The sequence below is a fragment of the Microvirga sp. BSC39 genome (assembly GCF_000739015.1).
GTDB lineage: Bacteria > Pseudomonadota > Alphaproteobacteria > Rhizobiales > Beijerinckiaceae > Microvirga.
Map to the genome: position 1 here is coordinate 191,147 of NZ_JPUG01000077.1, position 19,807 is coordinate 210,953.

A 19,807-nucleotide genomic window follows, 5' to 3' on the forward strand; every position below is an offset into this window, starting at 1 on the left:
GAGATGAAGCTTTGAGGAAAGTGCTGTAAGAGCCTTCGCTTCAACGGCGCTCATCCCGGACGCCGCTTCTCACATCGTCGTGAAATCATGAAATTCGGTCCCGCCCTGCGGGCGGCCTCGGGCATCGCGGTTCTGTCCATCATGGATGCGGTCATCAAGGGAATGGCCGCCTTTTACCCGATCTTCCAGGTGGCTTTCCTGCGCTTCGCCTGCGGCTCTCTCATCGTGGCCGCCGTCGTGTCCGTCATGCGGCCCGGCTGGCCGAACCGCGAGACGGTTCTGGCCAATTCCCTGCGCTCGGTCATCGCCGTCGTCACGGCCGTCAGCTTCTTCTATGCGCTGGGCCAGCTGCCCCTGGCCGAAACCCTCGTCCTGTCGTTCCTCTCGCCCATGTTCATTGCCCTCTTCGGGCTCCTGATGCTGAAGGAGCGGGTGGATATCCGGATCATCGGGGCCATTGCCATCGGGTTTGCCGGAACGCTCATTGTGGTCCTAGGGCAAACCGAGGAAGCGAATTCCGCGCGGTCCTGGACCGGCGTCGCCGCAGCGCTGACATCGGCCGTCACCTATGCGCTCAGCCTCGTGCTGCTGCGCCAGCGCGCGCAGCGGGACAAGTTCCTGCACATCGTAGTCTTCCAGAATATCGGCCCGGCGATCCTCGTTGCGCCCTTCGCGCTCTTCGTCTGGCAGCCGCTCGATCTCATGCACCTGGGCTGGTTCATTCTCATGGGCCTGTTGGGCTTCACGGGCCATATGCTCATGGTCACGGCCTATGCCAAGGCCGAGGCGGCGCGGCTGGCGCCGCTCGAATACACCGCCCTGATCTGGGCGGTGCTGATCGGCTATGGAGTGTTCAGCGAGATCCCGACCTGGGCGACCCTCGGCGGCGGCCTGTTGATCGTCGCCGCGGCTGCGATGACGTCCAAGCGCTAGCTTAGAGACTGCGCATCGAATGGATCCCAAAAGTGCAATCCACTTTTAGGTCCGATGCTTTAAGCAGCTTTCTGCGCTGCTGCACCGAAGATCATGCAGGTCTCGGTGCCGTGGGCGAGAAGGCGCCCCTTGGCATCGAAGAGCTTGCCCTCGGAGGTAGCCAACGTTCCGCCGCGGTGGATGAGGGTGCCCTCGCAGGTGACCTTGCCCATGTTCGGCAGGATCGGGCGCACGAAGTTGAGCTTCATCTCCACGGTCGTGTAGCCCTGGCCCGCTGCGAGCGTGGTGTGGACGGCGCAGGCCATGGCGCTGTCGAGGATGGCCGAGGTCCAGCCGCCATGGATGGTGCCGAGCGGGTTGAAGAAGCTTTCCGTCGGCTCGCCCTCGAAGGTCACCCGGCCTTCCTCCACATGGGTCATGTAGACGTTGGTCGATCGCGAGAAAGGAGGCGCCGGATAGCGGCCCTCCAGCATCCCGCGCAGGAAGGCGAGGCCGGGCTCCGCCGTCAGCACATCCCGCGATACGATTCCATGAACCCGCTCGAGCATCGCTCTCTCCTCTCTGTGTAGATACACGATACGGGAAGGAGCAAGATCCTGCAACGGCTTTCAAGCCGGGTGGGAAGCCTTCCTCAGGGCCCGCATCGCCTTGCGGGCCTCATCCCCTTCAACGTCCTTGAGCCGAGCCTCCACTTGGGACTGGGCCTGCTGCCAGAGGGGGATGGCAGCCTCCAGAAGGGCTTGGCCCACAGGGGTGAGCCTGTGCCGGACACCGCGTCCCTTGTCGGAGATCGGCTCAATCCAACCATTCTGGGTCAGGACCTTCAGGTTGCGCACGAGAGTGGTGCGCTCCAGGCCCAGTCCCTCAGCCAGAGCGGTCTCAGACGCTGTCGTTCCATGCCCGATGGCCCCCAGGATGCCGAACTGGGGCAGCGTCAGGCCCAGGGGGCGCAGGGCTGCCTCGTAGGTGCGGCTCAGGAGACGCGCCGTCATGCGGGCGTGAAGGGCAAAGCAGCTCCGGCCAATGGCTTCCAGATCGGTCATGAAATGATCATGACCCGCCGCTATAGAGCGTCAAGGCTTCTTTTCCGGGCTTGACCATGAGTCAGGTCTCTTGACTCCCCATTGGCTTATGCCTATCTCGCGGCCAGCGTTAGCACTCACCAAGAGACAGTGCTAACAGCCGAGAGACCAGGGTACGGCCAGAGGGGCCGTGCCAACAGTCAAAGGGGAAGTTCCATGAAGTTCCGTCCGCTGCACGACCGTGTCGTCGTCCGCCGCATCGAAGCCGAAGAGAAGACGGCCGGCGGCATCATCATCCCGGACACCGCCAAGGAGAAGCCGCAAGAGGGCGAGATCGTCGCCGTCGGCCCCGGCGCCCGTGACGAGAGCGGCAAGGTTGTCGCCCTCGACGTGAAGGCCGGCGATCGCGTCCTGTTCGGCAAGTGGTCCGGCACCGAAGTGCGTATCGACGGTCAGGATCTCCTGATCATGAAGGAATCCGACATCATGGGCGTCGTCGCGAAGTAAGTTCGCCAAAGGCCCTTTCCTGAATTTTTTGAACATACCTGGAGGCAAAGCCCATGGCTGCCAAAGACGTTAAGTTCTCCTCCGATGCCCGCGACAAGATGCTCCGTGGCGTCGACATCCTCGCCGATGCCGTGAAGGTCACCCTCGGTCCCAAGGGCCGTAACGTCGTGATCGAGAAGTCCTTCGGCGCTCCGCGCATCACCAAGGACGGCGTCACCGTCGCCAAGGAGATCGAGCTCGCCGACAAGTTCGAGAACATGGGCGCCCAGATGGTGCGCGAAGTGGCCTCGAAGACCAACGACATCGCCGGTGACGGCACCACCACCGCGACGGTTCTGGCCCAGGCCATCGTCCGCGAGGGCGCCAAGGCTGTGGCCGCCGGCATGAACCCCATGGACCTCAAGCGCGGCATCGATCTTGCCACCGCCGAGGCCGTGAAGGACATCCAGGCTCGCGCCAAGAAGGTGAAGTCCTCCGACGAGGTTGCCCAGGTCGGCACGATCTCGGCCAACGGCGACAAGGACATCGGCGAGATGATCGCCCATGCCATGCAGAAGGTCGGCAACGAGGGCGTGATCACGGTCGAGGAAGCCAAGACCGCCGAGACCGAGCTCGACGTCGTGGAAGGCATGCAGTTCGACCGCGGCTATCTCTCGCCGTACTTCATCACCAACGCCGAGAAGATGGTGGCCGAGCTCGAGGATCCCTACATCCTCATCCATGAGAAGAAGCTCTCCTCGCTGCAGCCCATGCTGCCGATCCTCGAGGCTGTCGTTCAGACCGGCAAGCCGCTGCTGATCATCGCCGAGGACGTCGAGGGCGAGGCTCTCGCCACCCTGGTGGTCAACAAGCTCCGTGGCGGCCTGAAGATCGCCGCCGTGAAGGCTCCGGGCTTCGGCGACCGCCGCAAGGCCATGCTCGAGGACATCGCGATCCTGACCGCCGGTCAGACGATCTCCGAAGACCTCGGCATCAAGCTCGAGACCGTGCAGCTCCCGATGCTCGGCCGCGCCAAGCGCGTCCGCATCGAAAAGGAGAACACCACGATCATCGACGGCGCCGGCCAGAAGGCCGACATCGAAGCCCGCGTGGCCCAGATCAAGGCGCAGATCGAGGAGACCACCTCGGACTACGACCGTGAGAAGCTCCAGGAGCGTCTCGCCAAGCTCGCAGGCGGCGTCGCGGTGATCCGCGTCGGCGGCGCGACCGAGGTCGAGGTCAAGGAGAAGAAGGACCGCGTTGACGACGCCCTGAACGCCACCCGCGCTGCGGTGGAAGAAGGCATCGTCCCCGGCGGCGGCACGGCTCTGCTGCGCGCCAAGGGCGCTGTTGCGAAGCTCAAGACCGACAACCCGGACGTCCAGGCCGGCATCAAGATCGTGCTGCGCGCTCTCGAGGCTCCGATCCGTCAGATCTCCGAGAACGCCGGTGTCGAAGGCTCCATCGTGGTCGGCAAGATCAACGACAACACCTCGTCCGACACCTTCGGCTTCAATGCCCAGACGGAAGAGTTCGTGGACATGCTCCAGGCCGGTATCGTCGATCCGGCGAAGGTCGTGCGCACCGCTCTGCAGGACGCCGCTTCGGTGGCCGGCCTGCTCGTAACCACCGAGGCCATGGTTGCCGAGGCTCCCAAGCGCGAAAGCGCTCCGGCAATGCCGGGCGGCGGCATGGGCGGCATGGGCGGCATGGACTTCTAAGAAGTCCAGGCACCACAGCCTGAGAATAAAAGAAGCCCCGGATTTCTCCGGGGCTTTTTTGTTGTCTGAATATTTCAGATCAGCTTCAGGCTGCCTTCTTCACCAAGCCTTCTGCCTCGAGTGCCTGCTGCACGGCGGGACGCGATGCGACACGGGCCTGGAAGGCCTGGAGGTTCGGGAAGGACGAGATGTCGATGGCGTGGAAGTTCGTCCAGTTCACCACCGTGAAGAGGTAGGCGTCGGCAATGGTGAACGTGTCGCCCATGAGGAAGGGCTTCTTTGCGAGCGTCTCGTCGAGATAGGCGAAGCGGCTGGCCAAGCGTTCCTTGGTGGCGGCCTTCACGGCGTCCGGGGTGGCCGGGTTCCAGAGAGGACCGAAGCCCTTGTGGATCTCGGTGCTGATGAAGCCGAGCCACTCGAGCAGGCGGTAGCGCTCCATGCTGCCCGGGGCCGGGGCAAGGTTCTTCCCGGGCTGGTGGTCGGCCAGGTACTGGATGATGGCGCTGACCTCGGTGAGCACCGAGTTGTCCTCCAGGCCGAGGGCCGGAACATAGCCTTTCGGGTTGACGGCGAGATAGTTCGTGCCGGCCTCCGTGGTGCGGTTGGCCAGGTCCACCTTCTCGATGGCGATGGCAACACCGGCCTCGCGGGCAACGATGTGGGGAGCGAGCGAGCAGGCGCCCGGATAGTAGTAGAGCTTCATGGGTTTTCTCCAGGGTTGAAGAGGGTTCAGGCGGTGGCCTTGAGGGACGTGGGAGCAGTGGCGAGCGCCAGCGGGCGGGAGGGCTTCAGGGCATAGGCCCCGTCGCCGAGAAGGGCTTGTGCAACGGAGAGCACGATCAGGTAAAGCGGATATTCCCACCCGCCGCCTGTGGCTGAGAACACCCAGCCGTTGCCGATATGAACCCAGGCGGCGCCGATGAGAACCGGCAGCAGACCGAGTGCGACCCAGCGGCTCTGGACGCCGAGGACGAGGAGGATACCACCGATGAGTTCCGCCCAGAAGGTGGCATAGGCGAGGGCGCCCGGCAGGCCGAGGGATTCGAAGTACTGCGCCGTGCCGGCGAGGGTGAAGGTCATCCACTTCAGGATGAGGCTGTGGGCGATATACATGATGCCCAGCGACACCCTGAGAAGCAGGGCGGCGTAGTCGGAATTGGTCGGTTGAACGTGTGACATTGCAAATCTCCATGCAAGTGCATATGATTTGATGCAGATGCATGAAACTGTCAATCTTAATGCAATTGCATTGAAAACAGGAAAGCTTTGCGGCAATGCAAGAACCACCTCCGGAGCCATCCGCCTCCGTCATCAGAGCCTGGGGCCGCCTGATCAGGGCCGAGCGCATTGTGGTGGGGCGCATCGAGGCGGAGTTGAAGAACGCCGGCTTCCCGTCCCTGCACTGGTACGATGTGCTGCTTGAGCTGAAGCGGGGACCGGAAGGCCGGCTCACGCCCCGCGAGATCGAGGAGGCTGTGCTCTTCGAGCAGTACAATCTCTCCAGGCTTCTCGACCGGATGGAGAACGAGGGGCTGGTGCGCCGCATCCCGTTCCCGGGCGACAAGCGGCGCCAGCTGATCGAGATCACCGAAGAGGGCAAAGCCCTTCAATGGCGCATGTGGAGCGTCTACGGGGCGGCGATCAACCGCTTCATCAGCGCCAAGCTCACCGACAAGGAAGCCGGACAATTGTCGGCTCTGCTGCTCAAGCTGATCCAGGAATGACCTGACCGCATAGCTCAACCGTTCAGCCCATCACAAAACGATCTGCCGCGCTGCGCGTTCATGTGTATACGGCTAAGCGATAGCTGGCTAAGCGAGGGCGTCACGTGAGTGCAGGACAATCGATCCAATCGAAAGGACGTCAGGTTTTTCTGGCGGTGCAGCTGATCATTGCCTGCTTCGGGCTCTCAGCCTTGTTGCCGGCGGCTGCCGACACCGAGCCCCGTCCGAGTTCGGCCTCGATCCGCACGCCGGATTTCGACGAGAGCGTCCGTTGGTACCAGGACAAGCTGGGCTTCCGGCTGCTTGGCAGCCAAAGTCTCGTGCCAGGACGCAAGGCGGTGCTGGAGCGCAGCGGCTTCCTGCTGGAGGTCTCCGAGGCCGACCATATCCTGCCCCAGGAGCCCGACTCGACGGCCTCCGTCCAGGTCACTCCGGTCCCCGTCGTCAGCCTGCTCGTGCCGGATGTGGACCGTGAGGTGAGGCGCCTCGACGAAGCCGACGTCGACATTCTCCAGCCGCCGCAGGACGACTTGGACGGAACCTACAGGACGGCGCAGATCCGCGACAACGGCCGCCACCGGATCGAGCTGCGCGAGCCCCTCGACGACCCGTCGCGGTTCCACCCGATGGGCCGGTGAAACACAAAATACCGTCAAGCTTCTGGGAATAAGAGGCTCCGGCCGGTGTCTTAGAGTGTGTGGTCACACCTGACCTCGGAGGACACCCATGAAACAGATCCTGCGCCCTGCCATCCTGGCCGGAGCCCTCATTGCCGCGTCCGTTGCTCTTGCCCAGACGGCCGCACCCGCGAAGATTGCGGATACCAGCAAGGGCAAGGCCCTCGTCGATGCCAAGGGCATGACGCTCTACACCTTCGATCGCGACACGGCCGGCAAGTCGGCCTGCAACGGCCAATGCGCCCAGAACTGGCCGCCGCTGATGGCTGCAGCGAACGCCTCCGCATCCGGCGATTGGAGCGTGGTGACCCGTGACGACGGCTCCAAGCAGTGGGCTTACAAGGGCAAGCCGCTCTATCTCTGGGTGAAGGACACGAAGCCCGGCGAGGTCACGGGCGACGGCGTCAACAATGTCTGGCACGTCGCGATGCCGTGACGCTTGCCGAGACCGGCGGTTCATTCTTGAATGATGCCGCCATGTGAGAGCTGACCTTGGACGAGATCGCCTCCCTGCTCGAACCGCAGATCCCGGCCCTGAGGCGTTACGCCTGGGCTTTGCTGCGCGACCATGAAGCGGCGGACGATCTCGTTCAGGATACCCTCGAGCGGGCGATCAGCCGGTGGGGCCAGCGCCGCCACGAGGGCGACCTCAGAGCGTGGCTCTTCACCATCGAGCGCAACCTGTTCCTCAACGGCTTGAGGCAGCGAAAGGCACGCGGAACCCAGGTGGGCGAGGACGCTCTGAACGACGTTCAGGCTCCTGGGACTAACCCTGAGAGCCATCTGGGCCTGCGCGACGTCCTCATGGGCCTTGATGCCCTGTCCGAGGAGCAGCGCTCGCTTCTGCTGCTGGTCGGCGTCGAGGACCTGTCCTATGAGCAGGCCGCAAAGGTGTTGGGAATTCCCCTTGGGACGGTCATGTCGCGCCTGAGCCGGGCGCGGGCACGGCTGCGGGAATTCATGGAGAACGGGCGTAGCACCGTCTTGAGGAGAGTGAAGTGACGGGCGAGCGACCCATCGGAGAAGACGATCTGCAGGCCTATGTGGATGGGAGGCTCGCGTCGTCCCGGCGCGAGGCGGTGAAGGCTTATCTGGACGATCATCCCGCCCTGGCCGATCAGGTGAAGCAGGAGATCGACCTGCGCGAGGCGCTGCGGGCCCGGCTGGCCTTCAAGGCCGCGGAGCCTGTTCCCTCGCGCCTACGAGTCGCCAATCTTGTGGCCGCGCAGCGCCGTCCGATGCACAGGCGTGCTGCGGCAGTTGCTGCTGTGGTGGGTCTTCTCATCGGCGGCATCCTGGGGGCGGCGGGTGGGGTCTGGTGGTCCGGCGCAAGTCATGTGGCGGGGGCGAGCGTTGCCGGCAATGCCATTGCGGCGCACCGGATCTATGTCAGCGAGCGTTTGCACCCCGTTGAAGTGCCGGCCGAGCAGGAGGCGCATCTCGTGCAATGGCTGTCCCGTCGCGTCGGCAAGCCATTGACCGCTCCGAACCTGACAGCGCAAGGCTACCGTCTTATCGGCGGGCGGCTTCTCCCGGACAGCGGCGAGGCGGCCGCCCTGTTCATGTACGAGAATGCGGGCGGCAACCGTCTCACGCTCTATGCGCGGTCCGGCGGAGCCGAAGCGCAGACGTCGTTCCGCTTCGAGTCCCGCGACGACGTATCCGCCTTCTCCTGGATCGATAACGGCCTGTCCTACGTGGTCACCGCAAAAGCGGAGCGCGCGCAGCTGCTCCCCATCGCGGAGACCATCTATCAGCAGTTTGAAGCTCCAGGCGATCCGGCGAAAGGACGCCTTTAGCATTCCTTCTCGATGATCAGGCGAACACCGCCGGGTCAGGTCCGACGCGGCCCGAGGCGCTGTCGAGGCGCTCGATAGCCTGCATGTCGTCTGCATCGAGCTGGAAATCGAACACGTCGATGTTCTCGCGGATGCGCGATGGCGTCACGGATTTTGGAATGACGATGAAGCCGTTGTCGAGGTGCCAGCGCAGGATGACCTGAGCGGGCGTCTTGCCGTATTTCCGGCCGATGGCCGCGAAGGTGTCTTCCGCGAGGATCTTGCCCTGCCCGAGCGGGCCCCAGCATTCCGTGGCGATGCCGTTCGCCTTGTGGAAGGCGCTCAGTTCTGTCTGCTGGAACCGCGGATGCAGCTCGATCTGATTGACGGCAGGGGTCACGCCGGATTCGTCGATCAGGCGCTGCAGGTGCGGCACCATGAAGTTGGAGACGCCGATGGATTTCGCCCGCCCGTCCTGCTGCAGCTTGATCAGGGCACGCCACGTGTCGCGGTAGGCCTCGCTGCCCGCCACCGGCCAGTGAATGAGGTAGAGATCCACGTAGTCGAGCTTCAGGCGCGCCAGGCTCTCGTCGAAGGCGCGCAGGGTGCTGTCGTAGCCCTGGCGGTCGTTCCACACCTTGGTGGTGATGAAGAGCTCCTCGCGGGCAACGGAGGTCGAGCGGATGGCCTCTCCCACGCCTTCTTCGTTGCCGTAGATGGAGGCCGTGTCGATGGAGCGGTAGCCGGCCTCGATCGCGCCTGCGACAGCGCTCTTGGCTTCCTCGTTGGAAACCCGCCAGACGCCGAAGCCCACTTGCGGCATCGCGCTTCCATCGTTCAGGCGGATCATGGGGGTGGTGGACATCAGCTGCTCCGTGGATCGTGCGGCAGGGAGGTAGGGCCTCAAAGCCGATAAGCAAATAGTGATGATTCAGCCCCGCCGACAGTCCGGAACCGGCATGGATACCCTGCGTTCCAAGCTTGGCAACCATGCCGCGACGCAGGAGCTGCGCCTTGTCCACTCCAGAAGCACGGAAGGGCACGCCCGATCCGACCCTCGATGAAGGTGAGTTCCGCAGACGGTTTCTCCAGCAGTTCCAGGATCCGGCTTTCGAGCCGCTTTCGAGCGAGTTGCAGCGGATCACCGATGCGGCCTGGGATGCGTACAGCCATCATCGCAAGAGCCCGAAGACCCGCAAGGCGGGACCGGGCTTCGCCGATCCGGATTACGACCTCGCCGTCGATTGGATCGCCGCCAAGGACGCCATCGACGTGGCCCAGAAACGGCATGAGGACGCGAACGGTCCGGCCCGCTTCCTCCTGATCGCAGCCTCGTCCCGCAGCGAGCACACATGCCCGGGCGAGATGTCCAAGAGCTATCGTCTCGTGGAGACTGCCTATCAGGTTCTCGCAAGCGCTGAGAATGCGGAGGTCGAGGTGCTGGAACTCAGCCGGCTCACGGCGGAGTACGGGCGCCACATCCATCCCTGCAAGGCCTGCTTCTCCACGGCGGCGCCTTTGTGCCACTGGCCGTGCTCCTGCTATCCCAACTACTCGCTCGGGCAGACGCATGACTGGATGTACGACATCTATCCGAAATGGGTTGAGGCTCATGGTGTGATGATCGTCACGCCGGTGAACTGGTATCAGGTCTCATCGCCCCTGAAGCTGATGATGGACCGGCTCGTCTGCGCCGATGGCGGCAACCCGGACCCGACCTCGACCGAGGGCAAGAAGACCGACATCGCAAAGGGCATGGAACTCAAGGGCTGGGATTATCCCAAGCATCTCGAAGGCCGGCTGTTCTCCGTCATCGTCCATGGCGATGCCGAAGGCACAGGCGATGTCCGCCGCAGCCTGTCCGACTGGCTGCGCGCCATGGATCTCATCCCGGCCGGCAGTGCCGCGGAACTCGACCGCTATATCGGCTACTGGAAGCCCTATGCTACCAGCCACGAGGAACTCGATCACGATGAGGCGGTGCAGGATGAGGTGCGCAACGCCGCCTGGACGTTGCTCGAAGCCGTGAAGGCCAAAAGGGCGGGGAGCCTCGTCACGGCTGGGCAGAATCTGAAGGAGCCGCGGCAAAAATAGGTCTCAGACGAGGAGCATGACGCCGCTTCAGATGATGTGGAAGTCGGCGGCGCTCAGCTTCAGGTGCTTGTTGAGCACGGCAAACTTGATTTGTGCGAGGCCGCCGATTCCATCCTGATCGTAGAACAGGTCGCCGGATTGCTTGTCGTAGACGATCCGATCTTTTGAATCTTTGGCTGCCGTTCCAATGGTGAAGGCCGACTTATGCATCTTGCCCTTCCTGATGCCTCGGAAGATCGCATCCTCGAGGTAGATCAGGTCGCTGACAATGTTGAAGTCCGTAATCCGGTCGATGTTGGCGGCGGACGGGGCATCCGATAGGGCAGAATTGAAGTGGAAGATGTCCCGGCCCGCTCCGCCTCCAAGCCTGTCGTCGCCGGCGCCGCCATAGAGCTTGTCGTCGCCTGAGGCACCGGTGAGGGTGTCGGATCCGTATCCCCCCTTCAGGATGTTGCGCGCACCGTTGCCGATCAGCGTGTCGGATCCATCGCCTCCGGTGGCGTTCTCGATCACCACATTGGGCCCTATGCAGACCGACTCGCGCGTCGACGTTCCGTCGCTGAACTTGATGGAATCGCTGACGGAGCTGAACCAGCCCGAGCGCAGATCGATGATGCTGTTTGTGGAGCCGCGATACACCATGGTGTCCGTCCCGCCCGCGTCGTAGATCGTCTGCCAGTACTGCTGGCCGGCGTAGAACGTGTAGGTGGTGCTGCCGGCGTTCGTTTTCGTGTCCCGGCCGTAGAGATGCTGGATGGCCAGCATGTCGAGATGCATCGGTGTCGTCGGATAGAAATGCGGCGTGGCAGTGGCCGACCATGGCGCCGAGTTATAGCTCATGATCGTCGAGAAATGATGGTTGTACTTGGATGGAAGCAGATACGAGTTGTAAATGGACGGCTCGAAGGAATGCTTCAGGCCGAGGGCATGGCCGACCTCGTGCAGAAGCGCATAATAGGCATAGGTACCCGGCTTGTTCGCGTCGGTGCCGGAGGTGTTCCAGCTGTTCGCGTTCATCCAGATGTCGCCGGCTCGAGGAACATCGGCCGGCATATAGGCGTGGCCGTCGGCGCCGGGAGGGCCAAAGAGGCTTTTAGCGAAGCGGATCTCACCCACGGAGTTTTGACTGTCGGAGACGCGGGAAACCGTCAGGCCTGAAATGGCAGCCCAGGTGTCGATGGCCTTGCGCGCGCCCTCGATCTCGACCGCGCTGAACTGAGACCAGTTCCTTTGCTCGCCATAGACGGAATAGGAATTCGCGAACCAGGCCGTTCCCTGCGGAACGCTCCACGTGATGTGGGTGCCCGCTCCAGCGCTTGGAGATCCCCACTTGTCGCCGAAGATCAGCCCTGTCGCGAGGCCCGCAACAATGGACGAGACACGGCCGGTATCGAGCGAATTCTGAGATGGATTGGCCATGGCTGCCCCCAGTCCGGCCGCGAAATTGTTGCTAAGGTTATAACCTAAATAACGTTGGCGCAACTTGGTATAGCGCGAAAAGGCCGGGCTTTCACCCGGCCTTCTGGGATGTTGTGCTGCAGCTGGCGCTTACCAGGAGGTCAGAACCGAGCCTTTGAACTTTTCTTCGATGAACGCCTTCACCTCGGGGGTGTGGTAGGACTCGACCAGCGCCTTCACCCACGGCTTGCTCTTGTCCTCGCTGCGCACCGCGATGATGTTGACGTAAGGACCCTTGGGGTTCTCGCGGGCGATGGGGTCCTTCACCGGGTCGAGGCCGCCTGATGTCGCGTAGTTGGTGTTGATGACCGCCGCGTCCACGTCGGCGAGCACGCGGGGCCCCTGGGCGGCTTCGATCTCGACGAACTTGATCTTCTTCGGGTTGTCGGTCACGTCGAGAGGCGTCGGCTTGTAGCCCGTGCCTTCCTTGAGCTTGATGAGACCCTTGTCCTGCAGGAGGATGAGGGCGCGGCCGCCATTGGTCGGATCGTTGGGGATCGAGATTGTCGCGCCGTTCGGCAGCGCGTCGAGGCTCTTGTGCTTCTTGGAGTAGATGCCGATCGGGAAATTCACGGTGAGCGCCACGCTCTCGATCTTGTAGCCGCGGTCGGCCACCTGGTTGTCGAGATAGGGCTGGTTCTGGAACGAGTTCGCCTCGATGTCGCCGCCGGCGAGCGCCGTGTTCGGCACCACGTAGTCGGAGAACTCGACGATCTTGATGTCGAGGCCCTTCTTAGCGGCGATCGGCTTCACGGCCTCCAGGATCTGCGCGTGCGGACCGGGCGTCGCGCCGATGCGGACGGTCTGCGTCTGCGCGAGAGCCGGCAGGGCGGCGAGAGACAGGATGGCGGCGAGGCCAAGTTTCTTCAGAGACATCTTTGGTACTCCTTGTGCGAACGTTTGAATGATCAGGCGTGGCGGATGCGCTTGTTGAGGTGTCTGGCGAGGCGGTCGCCGATGCTCTGCACCGCCTGGACGAGGACGATGAGAACGACCACCACGGCGAGCATCATCTCGGGCATGAAACGCTGGTAGCCGTAGCGGATGCCGAGATCGCCCAGGCCTCCGCCGCCGACCGCGCCCACCATGGCCGAGAAGCCGAGCAGCGACACGATGGCGAGCGTCAGGCCGAGCACGATGCCAGGCAGGGCCTCGGGGATCAGAACCTTCAGCACGATCTGCAGCGGGCTTGCCCCGAAGGCGCGCGCCGCCTCGATGAGGCCCTGATCCACCTCGCGGATCGCACCTTCAATCAGGCGTGCGATGAACGGCGTGGCGGCAATGGTCAGCGGCACGATGGCCGCATTGGTGCCGATCGACGTGCCGGCGATCAGACGCGTGAAGGGAATGATCGCGACCACCAGAATGATGAATGGCGTGGAGCGTGTGGCGTTGACGATGACGCCGAGCACGCGGTTGATCCACGGCGCCGCGAACAGCTCACCCTTGGCCGATGTGGCGAGAAACACGCCGAGCGGCAGCCCGAAGAGGGTTGCGATCAAAGCCGAGACCGCAACCATGTAGAGGGTTTCGCCGGTGGAGGCGGCGATGAGGTTGATCATCTCAGGCGACATAGCCGAGGACCTCCGTGTCGAGACCGTGCTTCTTCAGGAAATCGAGGGTAGTGGATACCGACGTTTCCGGTACGCCGACCACCAGCGTGCCGAAGGGGCGCCCTGCAATCTCGTCGACGGAACCGGACAGGATGTTGGCTTCGATGTTGAGATCGCGGGCGAGCCGCGCGAGGACCGGATCCGTTGCATGAGGGCCGCGGAAGCCGATGCGGATCACCGCTTGGCTGCCGGGTGTCGCCTCAGACCGCAGGCGGCTTGCCACATAGGGCGGGAGCGCGCGACCGGACTCGTCGGCCAGGAAGGAGCGGGTGACCTCGTGCTGCGGCCGCGTGAACACCTCGAACACGTCGCCCTGCTCGACGATGCGGCCGCCCTCGATCACCGCGACCTCGCGGGCGATGTTGCGGATCACTGCCATCTCATGGGTGATGAGCAGGATCGTCAGGCCAAGCTCGTCATTGATGCGCGCGAGCAGGTCGAGAATGGACCGGGTGGTTTCCGGGTCGAGGGCCGAGGTCGCCTCGTCGGACAGCAAAACCTTGGGCTTGGTGGCGAGCGCGCGGGCGATGCCGACGCGCTGCTTCTGGCCGCCGGAGAGTTCCGAGGGATAACGGTTGCGCTTGTCGGAGAGCCCGACGAGGGCGAGAAGCTCTTCGACCCTGGTCCTGATCTCCGCCTTGTCGAAGCCTGCCACCTCGAGCGGCAGGGCGATGTTCTGGGCGGCCGTGCGGGAGGACAGCAGATTGAAGTGCTGGAAGATCATGCCGATGGAGCGGCGTGCATGGCGAAGCGCCGCCTCGGGCAGGGCCGCGATGTCGGCGCCGTCCACGATCACCTTGCCGGAGGAGGGCTTCTCCAGGCCGTTCACCAGACGAATGAGGGTGGACTTGCCGGCGCCGGAGCGGCCGATCACCCCCAGGATGGAGCCCTGCGGCACCGCGAGATCAGTCTCGCGCAGGGCCGTCACGGGCTGGCCGTCGCGCCCGGGAAAAACCTTCGAGACCTTTTCCAGGCGCACGATGGGCTGGGCCGGGATCAGGCGCTGGGATGGCGTGTCGCCGATATAGCCAAGGGGGACGTTCATGAACTCGTCTTCGGGATCTGTCGTCGGGTGTCGACCTGACACATGGGAGATCGCGTTCTCCATGTCAACGGTTTTGTTCTTTTAACAGGACAGTTTGTTTTGTAGAACGTTCAGGCGCTTACAGCGCCCTGTCGTTATTGTCACAAGGCTGCTATCGCTGGCCCAAGGAGGAAGTTCCTCCTTTCTTTCGCCACAAGCGCCATTGATCCGGCTGCCTTGAGTTTCTAAGAGCCGGGGCAGGGACCCTGGCAGGAGATGCGTATGATCAAGGCGAGCCTCGCGCTGGCACTTATAGGACTGGCCGTCTTAGCGGCCTCCGTATCCGGAGCCGTGGCCGTTCCGTTCTATCTGCCCCTCTCCACCCTGGCTCTGGCCGGGGTGATGTTCATCGGGCGAGACATCCCGAAATTCCTGCGCATCTTCCTCGTGATGCTCTCGGCCACGCATCTCGTGCTCCTCGCGCTGATCCTCGGCGCTCGGGCCGGTGTCATCACCGGGGACTACACGGGCTACGTTCCGCCGCCGTCTGCTGCCCTCGGTGCGACGGCGTTCGGTGCCCTCATTTACGGTCTTTCCTACATCCCTGTGGTGCGTACCATCTGCCGCATCGCCGACCGCTACCTCGAATCCCAGGCCGATAGCATCATCCGCATCCCGTTCATCGGGCTCGTGCGGGCACGGGAGGGCACCATCGGTACCTGGATGATCGGCTTCCTGATTGCGATCAACCTTGCCCAGGTCGCCCTCAACGTCCGCCTCAGCTTCTTCTCGCGCGACATGTTCAATGCGCTCGAGACCAAGGATGCGGCGGCCTTCTGGTATCAGCTCTTCGTCATCTTCACGCCGCTTGCCGCCGTCTTCGTGGCCATCGCGCTCACCGAAGTGCTGCTGCAGAACGTGCTCACCATCCGCTGGCGCGCCTACCTCAACACCTATTATGTGGGCGAATGGCTGGGCGACGGCGCCCATTACCGGATGCAGCTGATCGGCCGCGGCGCGGACAACCCGGACCAGCGCATCTCGGAAGACCTGCGCAAATTCGTCGAGAGCACCTATTCGCTCTCCGTCGGCCTCATGAACCAGGCCGCGACCCTGGTCTCCTTCGTGGCGATTCTCTGGACGATCTCGGCCGGCTTCACCTTCCCTGGAACCAGCGTGGAGGTGCCGGGCCTTCTGGTGTGGGTCTGCGCCGGCTACGCCATTCTCGGCACCTGGGTGACGCACCTGATCGGCCGGCCGCTCATCGGCCTCAACTTCGAGCAGGAGCGGGTGGAGGCGAACTACCGCTTCTCCCTGGCGCGCCTGCGCGAATACACCGAGCAGGTGGCGCTTCTGTCCGGCGAGCCGGCCGAGCGGGAGGGCATCGCCCGGCGGTTCGGGCAGATCGTCGACAACTACATGCGGATCGTCATCCGCCTGATCAAGCTGAATACTTTCACCTCGGCCTATTTCCAGGCCAACGTGGTGGTGCCCTATATCCTCACCGCACCTTACTACTTCGTCGGCAAGATCTCGCTCGGCCAGATGCAGCAGGTGGTCGGCGCCTTCTCGCGGGTGGAATCCGCACTCACCTACTTCATCACCATCTATACGACGCTTGCGGACTACAAGGCCGTGCTCGACCGCCTCACCACCTTCGAGGGCGCTATCGCGTCCGCCCAGCGGGTCGGCGGCGAGAGCAAGCTCGCCATCTCGCAGGCCCCAGGCCGTGAGCTGCGCCTGAAGAACCTCGACGTGCGCCTGCCCGACGGCAGCGCCCTGCTGCACACGGACGCTCTGAACTTCCGGCCGGGAGAGCGCACGCTGATGACCGGCCCGTCAGGCTCAGGCAAGTCGACCCTGTTCCGCGCCATCGCCGGCATCTGGCCCTTCGGCGAGGGCGAGGTGCTGGTGCCCGAGGGGCAGACCATGATGCTCCTGCCGCAGCGGCCCTATATTCCCATCGGCAATCTGCGCGATGCGGTGACGTATCCCGGGGAAGCGAATGCCTATAGCGACGCCGACATCGCGGAGGCTCTGAGGGCGGCGAAGCTGCCCCAGATCGTGGATCGTCTCGACGAGGAGCGGGCCTGGGCCCAGACCCTGTCCCTGGGCGAGCAGCAGCGCCTTGCGGTCGCCCGTGCGCTCCTGGCCAAGCCCGACTGGCTGTTCCTCGACGAGGCGACGGCTGCCCTCGACGAGCCCACCGAGGCGGAGGTCTATCGGATCATCCAGGAAAAGCTGCCGAACACGACCGTCGTCTCCATCGGCCATCGATCGACGCTCGCGGCCTACCACGACCGGCGCATCGACATGAAGAAGAGCGAGAACGGCCTTTCCACACCCGTCGATCTGCGTCAGGCCGAGCCTGCGGAATAGCCTAAGGCGTCATCCCGGACGGCGCAGCCGATCCGGGATCGTTGGACCAGAATGGCGCTTTATCCTGCATGCGGTCCCGGATCTCCGCTGCGCTTCGTCCGGGATGACAGCGTTCCCACGCATAACAAAAAGGCCGGCGTAGAGCCGGCCTTTTTCATTCAAACCCGGCAAAGGTCTTAAAGCGCGCGCTCCAAGACCAGCTGGCCGCCGTTCTGGGTCTTGATGATCAGGTTGCGGCCTTCGATGTCCCATTTGCCCGACGAGCGGAGTGCCACGAGAAAGGACTGCTCGATGGCCATGGCGGACTTGTCGCAGCTCTTCTTCGTCAGGGCGAACGGGCCGACGGCCAAGACCTGCTCGCGCAGCGGATAGGCCGCGGTGGCATAGGTGTTGCAGCCGGCAAAGCCGGTGGCGCGCATCTGGTCGTCGAGCCTGAAGCTCGGACGCTCGCCGGTGAAGGGCCTGCCGTTCAGGCTGACAGCCACCCAGGACGAATTCAGCGGGAAGACCTTGCCCGTCTGGCCGGGCTGCGGAACCTTGGTGTCCACCTGGCGGGTCGGGCCGACCGGGCGGCCGAGGGTTGCGGCGGCCGATTGGGCATGAGCTCCCGAGACGGCGGCCATGGCCGCCAGGAATGTCGCAAGTCGAAGCGCGTTCATCGGAACCTCTACAACGGAAAACGCCCGGACCATAAGGAACCTTGCGCGCCGAGGCAACGCCCAAGGTGGTCACAGGGTGAGGTTGTCCTAGCCCCGAGTGAAAAATCGCACCTAGCCAATGCGGTTCAACAGCCGCTCGGTGAGGGCGTTTGTGGGGCGGAACAGATAATCGAAGGCCCGGACGGAGATGTCCTGGGCTCCGAGGTTCTGCAGGGCCGTCACGATGTCGAACACCTTGGCGGTCCGGCAATGGAGCACGATCTCGCGGCCCGAGGCGTTGCCATAGGGGAGGGTCGCGCCGTGCTCCCTGGCGAGCGGCGCCACGCCTGAGGCCTTCGCCGGATCGAGGCACGCCCGCACCTCGCGGCTGGTGCGCGCTTCCTCCTCGGCGGCGATACGCGTCAGCACGGCCGTGGCGGCGGCCTTGGCCCGGTCGGTCCAGGGTGCTCGAGCGGACGCGACGAGATTGGCCTCGGAGCGCAGCATCACGCCGTCGTCGAGGATCTTCAGGGCATTGGCCGCAAGGGTCGCGCCGGTGGTGGTGATGTCGACGATCAGCTCCGCGGAGCCTGCGCCCGGCGCGCCTTCCGTGGCCCCCAGGCTCTCGACGATGCGGTAGTCGGACACGCCTTTCTCGGCGAAGAAGCGACGGGTGAGGTTCACGTACTTGGTCGCGACCCGCATCTTGGTGCCGTGACGGGCTCGGATGTCGGCCGCCACCTCGTCGAGGTCCGCCATGGTACGCACGTCGATCCAGGCCTGCGGCACGGCCACAACCACATTGGCATGGCCGAAGCCGAGAGGCGTCAACAGCTCGACGGCTGCATCCGCATCCGGGATCTGCTCGCGGATCAGGTCCTCACCGGTGATGCCGAGATGCGCCGTGCCCGAGCTGAGCTGGCTCACGATCTCGGAGGCCGAGAGGAAGGCCACCTCCACGTCGGGCACGCCCGCCAGGGTGCCGCGATAATCGCGGGCGCCGCGGGACTGGGTGAAGACCAAGCCGGCGCGGGCGAAGAACGCGGCCGCGTTCTCCTGCAGGCGTCCCTTGGAGGGGACAGCGAGGATCAGGGGAGTATCGGTCATCAGGGCCTCCCCACGATGCGGTCGAGCCAGAAGGAGCAGCCGACTGCCGGGATCGGCGCCTCGGCGCCCAGGTGCTCCAGCAGGCGGTCGTAGCGCCCGCCGCCGACCACCGGCCTGCCGTCGCTGCGGCGCGGGTCCTGCACCTCGAAGATGAAGCCCGTGTAGTAGTCGAGATTGCGCGCGAAGGTGGCAGCAAACGAGAAGCGGCCCACGTCGAGGCCGCGCGCCGCCATGAACCCGGTGCGCTCCTCGAGCAGGGTCAGGGCCGGGCCGATATCCATGCCTGCGTCCCTTGCCAGGGCCCGGACTGCGTGGGCCGCCTGATCCGGATCGCCGCTGATGGCGAGATAGCGCTCCAGCACCTGCCTGGCCTCATCGGTGAGGCCGGTGCGGTTGGCCGCGCGGGCCAGGAAGCGCTCGGCGATCTCGCCCGCGCTGCGCCCGCCGACCCGCGCGATGCCGGCGATCGACAGAATGTCCTCGACGAAGGCCTTGGCGGCCTGGGGAGCCTGCCCCTCGATGGCGGCGAGAAGGCCCGCGTGCTCCTGGCCGCCCGAACCCTCGGGCTCGGCGAGGCTCGACAGGCCCTGGCCCGACACGATGGCCCGGATCACGCGCCGCTTGGCCGCCGGTGCAATCCCGAGGGCATCGATCAGGGCGTGGAGGAGACCCATGTCGCCGAGTTTCACCACGGGGGCGGGGCCGCCGATCCGGGCGAGCCCTTCCAGGGCCAGCGCCAGGATCTCCGCATCCACGGCCGACACATCCGTCCGGCCGATGGACTCCAATCCTGCCTGCAGGAATTCGCCGCTCTCGTTGGCACGCATGCGGAAGACCGGGCCGCCATAGGAATAGCCCAGGGGCTCGGCGCCGCGCTGGGCGAGATGCTGGAGACAGACCGGGATGGTGTATTCCGGTCGCAGGCAAAGCTCCGTCCCGGCCGCATCCTGCGTCACGAACATGCGCCGCCGGATATCCTCGCCCGACAGGTCGATGAACACGTCCGCAGGCTGGAGGACCGGCGGCTCGACACGCGCATAGCCTTCGCGCTCGAACAGCGCGATCAGCGCAACAATGGCATCCGTCTCCGTCACTGGCTTGGCTCAATCCCTTATGCTGGCATGCTCTCTAGCAATGCCCGGGCAGGAAGGCG

Annotated in this window: 22 protein-coding genes; 10 read left to right on the top strand and 12 right to left on the bottom strand. The window is 64.3% G+C overall.

Annotation, left to right across the window (positions count from 1 at the left end; all coding sequences use genetic code 11):
- The first annotated feature begins 87 nt into the window (after positions 1–87).
- The gene (locus MA07_RS23150) at positions 88–933 is read left to right on the top strand and encodes a DMT family transporter (protein ID WP_052003458.1); all 846 of its coding nucleotides are present in this window, start codon (positions 88–90) and stop codon (positions 931–933) included.
- 59 nt (positions 934–992) lie between these two features.
- Here the strand turns inward: MA07_RS23150 and MA07_RS23155 are convergent, their stop codons facing one another.
- Positions 993–1,481 carry a PaaI family thioesterase gene (locus tag MA07_RS23155; RefSeq protein ID WP_036357424.1) on the bottom strand — a complete coding sequence of 163 codons (489 nt, stop codon included), beginning with the start codon at positions 1,479–1,481 and terminating at the stop codon, positions 993–995.
- A 60-nt stretch (positions 1,482–1,541) separates the two neighbouring features.
- Complete coding sequence (locus MA07_RS23160; protein WP_036357427.1) at positions 1,542–1,976, bottom strand: MarR family winged helix-turn-helix transcriptional regulator; 435 nt, start codon at positions 1,974–1,976, stop codon at positions 1,542–1,544.
- A gap of 195 nt (positions 1,977–2,171) precedes the next feature.
- On the opposite strand from MA07_RS23160, the gene groES reads away from it, so the two are divergent.
- Together groES and groL are read left to right on the top strand one after the other, a co-directional pair.
- Positions 2,172–2,462, top strand: coding sequence for a co-chaperone GroES (groES, locus tag MA07_RS23165; RefSeq protein ID WP_036357429.1), 291 nt, complete (start codon positions 2,172–2,174; stop codon positions 2,460–2,462).
- A 53-nt stretch (positions 2,463–2,515) separates the two neighbouring features.
- The gene (gene groL, locus MA07_RS23170) at positions 2,516–4,162 is read left to right on the top strand and encodes a chaperonin GroEL (RefSeq protein WP_036357432.1); all 1,647 of its coding nucleotides are present in this window, start codon (positions 2,516–2,518) and stop codon (positions 4,160–4,162) included.
- Between the two features lie 85 nt (positions 4,163–4,247).
- On the opposite strand, the gene gstA is transcribed toward groL, so the two are convergent.
- On the bottom strand, positions 4,248–4,865 hold the full coding sequence (gene gstA, locus MA07_RS23175) for a glutathione transferase GstA (protein WP_036357434.1): 618 nt from the start codon (positions 4,863–4,865) through the stop codon (positions 4,248–4,250).
- Between the two features lie 26 nt (positions 4,866–4,891).
- On the bottom strand, positions 4,892–5,341 hold the full coding sequence (locus MA07_RS23180; protein ID WP_052003459.1) for a DoxX family protein: 450 nt from the start codon (positions 5,339–5,341) through the stop codon (positions 4,892–4,894).
- Positions 5,342–5,436: 95 nt separating this feature from the next.
- On the opposite strand from MA07_RS23180, the gene MA07_RS23185 reads away from it, so the two are divergent.
- The 5 genes from MA07_RS23185 to MA07_RS23205 all read left to right on the top strand — a co-directional run bounded on the left by MA07_RS23185 (position 5,437) and on the right by MA07_RS23205 (position 8,362).
- Positions 5,437–5,886 carry a MarR family transcriptional regulator gene (locus tag MA07_RS23185; RefSeq protein WP_036357437.1) on the top strand — a complete coding sequence of 150 codons (450 nt, stop codon included), beginning with the start codon at positions 5,437–5,439 and terminating at the stop codon, positions 5,884–5,886.
- 104 nt (positions 5,887–5,990) lie between these two features.
- Positions 5,991–6,524: a VOC family protein gene (locus tag MA07_RS23190; RefSeq protein WP_160195484.1), complete on the top strand. Its 534-nt coding sequence runs from the start codon at positions 5,991–5,993 to the stop codon at positions 6,522–6,524.
- A gap of 88 nt (positions 6,525–6,612) precedes the next feature.
- Positions 6,613–6,999 (top strand): hypothetical protein, encoded by a 387-nt coding sequence (locus MA07_RS23195; RefSeq protein ID WP_036357444.1) that lies wholly within the window; start codon positions 6,613–6,615, stop codon positions 6,997–6,999.
- Positions 7,000–7,055: 56 nt separating this feature from the next.
- The gene (locus tag MA07_RS23200) at positions 7,056–7,565 is read left to right on the top strand and encodes a sigma-70 family RNA polymerase sigma factor (RefSeq protein WP_036357447.1); all 510 of its coding nucleotides are present in this window, start codon (positions 7,056–7,058) and stop codon (positions 7,563–7,565) included.
- Positions 7,562–8,362 (top strand): anti-sigma factor, encoded by an 801-nt coding sequence (locus MA07_RS23205; protein WP_036357451.1) that lies wholly within the window; start codon positions 7,562–7,564, stop codon positions 8,360–8,362. The genes MA07_RS23200 and MA07_RS23205 overlap by 4 nt, the downstream gene beginning before the upstream one ends.
- 16 nt (positions 8,363–8,378) lie before the next feature.
- Here MA07_RS23205 and MA07_RS23210 read toward each other — a convergent pair whose 3' ends face one another.
- Positions 8,379–9,206 carry an aldo/keto reductase gene (locus MA07_RS23210; protein WP_036357454.1) on the bottom strand — a complete coding sequence of 276 codons (828 nt, stop codon included), beginning with the start codon at positions 9,204–9,206 and terminating at the stop codon, positions 8,379–8,381.
- 125 nt (positions 9,207–9,331) lie between these two features.
- Between MA07_RS23210 and MA07_RS23215 the strand changes: the two genes are divergently transcribed.
- Entirely contained in the window at positions 9,332–10,435 is a 1,104-nt protein-coding gene (locus MA07_RS23215) for a flavodoxin family protein (RefSeq protein WP_036357457.1), read from the top strand.
- 27 nt (positions 10,436–10,462) lie between these two features.
- Here MA07_RS23215 and MA07_RS23220 read toward each other — a convergent pair whose 3' ends face one another.
- From MA07_RS23220 to MA07_RS23235, 4 genes are all read right to left on the bottom strand, one after another.
- A complete protein-coding gene (locus tag MA07_RS23220; protein WP_036357460.1) occupies positions 10,463–11,854 on the bottom strand; it encodes a M10 family metallopeptidase in 1,392 nt (463 codons plus the stop codon).
- Positions 11,855–11,983: 129 nt separating this feature from the next.
- Positions 11,984–12,769, bottom strand: a complete 786-nt coding sequence (locus MA07_RS23225; protein ID WP_036357463.1) for a MetQ/NlpA family ABC transporter substrate-binding protein — start codon at positions 12,767–12,769, stop codon at positions 11,984–11,986.
- 32 nt (positions 12,770–12,801) lie between these two features.
- Positions 12,802–13,467 carry a methionine ABC transporter permease gene (locus MA07_RS23230; RefSeq protein ID WP_036357464.1) on the bottom strand — a complete coding sequence of 222 codons (666 nt, stop codon included), beginning with the start codon at positions 13,465–13,467 and terminating at the stop codon, positions 12,802–12,804.
- On the bottom strand, positions 13,457–14,551 hold the full coding sequence (locus tag MA07_RS23235; RefSeq protein WP_036357945.1) for a methionine ABC transporter ATP-binding protein: 1,095 nt from the start codon (positions 14,549–14,551) through the stop codon (positions 13,457–13,459). Before MA07_RS23235 ends, MA07_RS23230 begins: the two co-directional genes overlap by 11 nt.
- Positions 14,552–14,812: 261 nt before the next feature.
- On the opposite strand from MA07_RS23235, the gene MA07_RS23240 reads away from it, so the two are divergent.
- On the top strand, positions 14,813–16,909 hold the full coding sequence (locus MA07_RS23240; protein ID WP_200879421.1) for an ABC transporter ATP-binding protein/permease: 2,097 nt from the start codon (positions 14,813–14,815) through the stop codon (positions 16,907–16,909).
- A 176-nt stretch (positions 16,910–17,085) separates the two neighbouring features.
- On the opposite strand, the gene MA07_RS23245 is transcribed toward MA07_RS23240, so the two are convergent.
- From MA07_RS23245 to MA07_RS23255, 3 genes are all read right to left on the bottom strand, one after another.
- Entirely contained in the window at positions 17,086–17,568 is a 483-nt protein-coding gene (locus MA07_RS23245; RefSeq protein WP_036357466.1) for an META domain-containing protein, read from the bottom strand.
- A gap of 111 nt (positions 17,569–17,679) precedes the next feature.
- Positions 17,680–18,654, bottom strand: coding sequence for an ATP phosphoribosyltransferase (hisG, locus tag MA07_RS23250; RefSeq protein WP_036357469.1), 975 nt, complete (start codon positions 18,652–18,654; stop codon positions 17,680–17,682).
- Complete coding sequence (locus tag MA07_RS23255) at positions 18,654–19,748, bottom strand: ATP phosphoribosyltransferase regulatory subunit (protein ID WP_036357472.1); 1,095 nt, start codon at positions 19,746–19,748, stop codon at positions 18,654–18,656. The genes hisG and MA07_RS23255 overlap by 1 nt, the downstream gene beginning before the upstream one ends.
- Between the last annotated feature and the right edge of the window lie 59 nt (positions 19,749–19,807).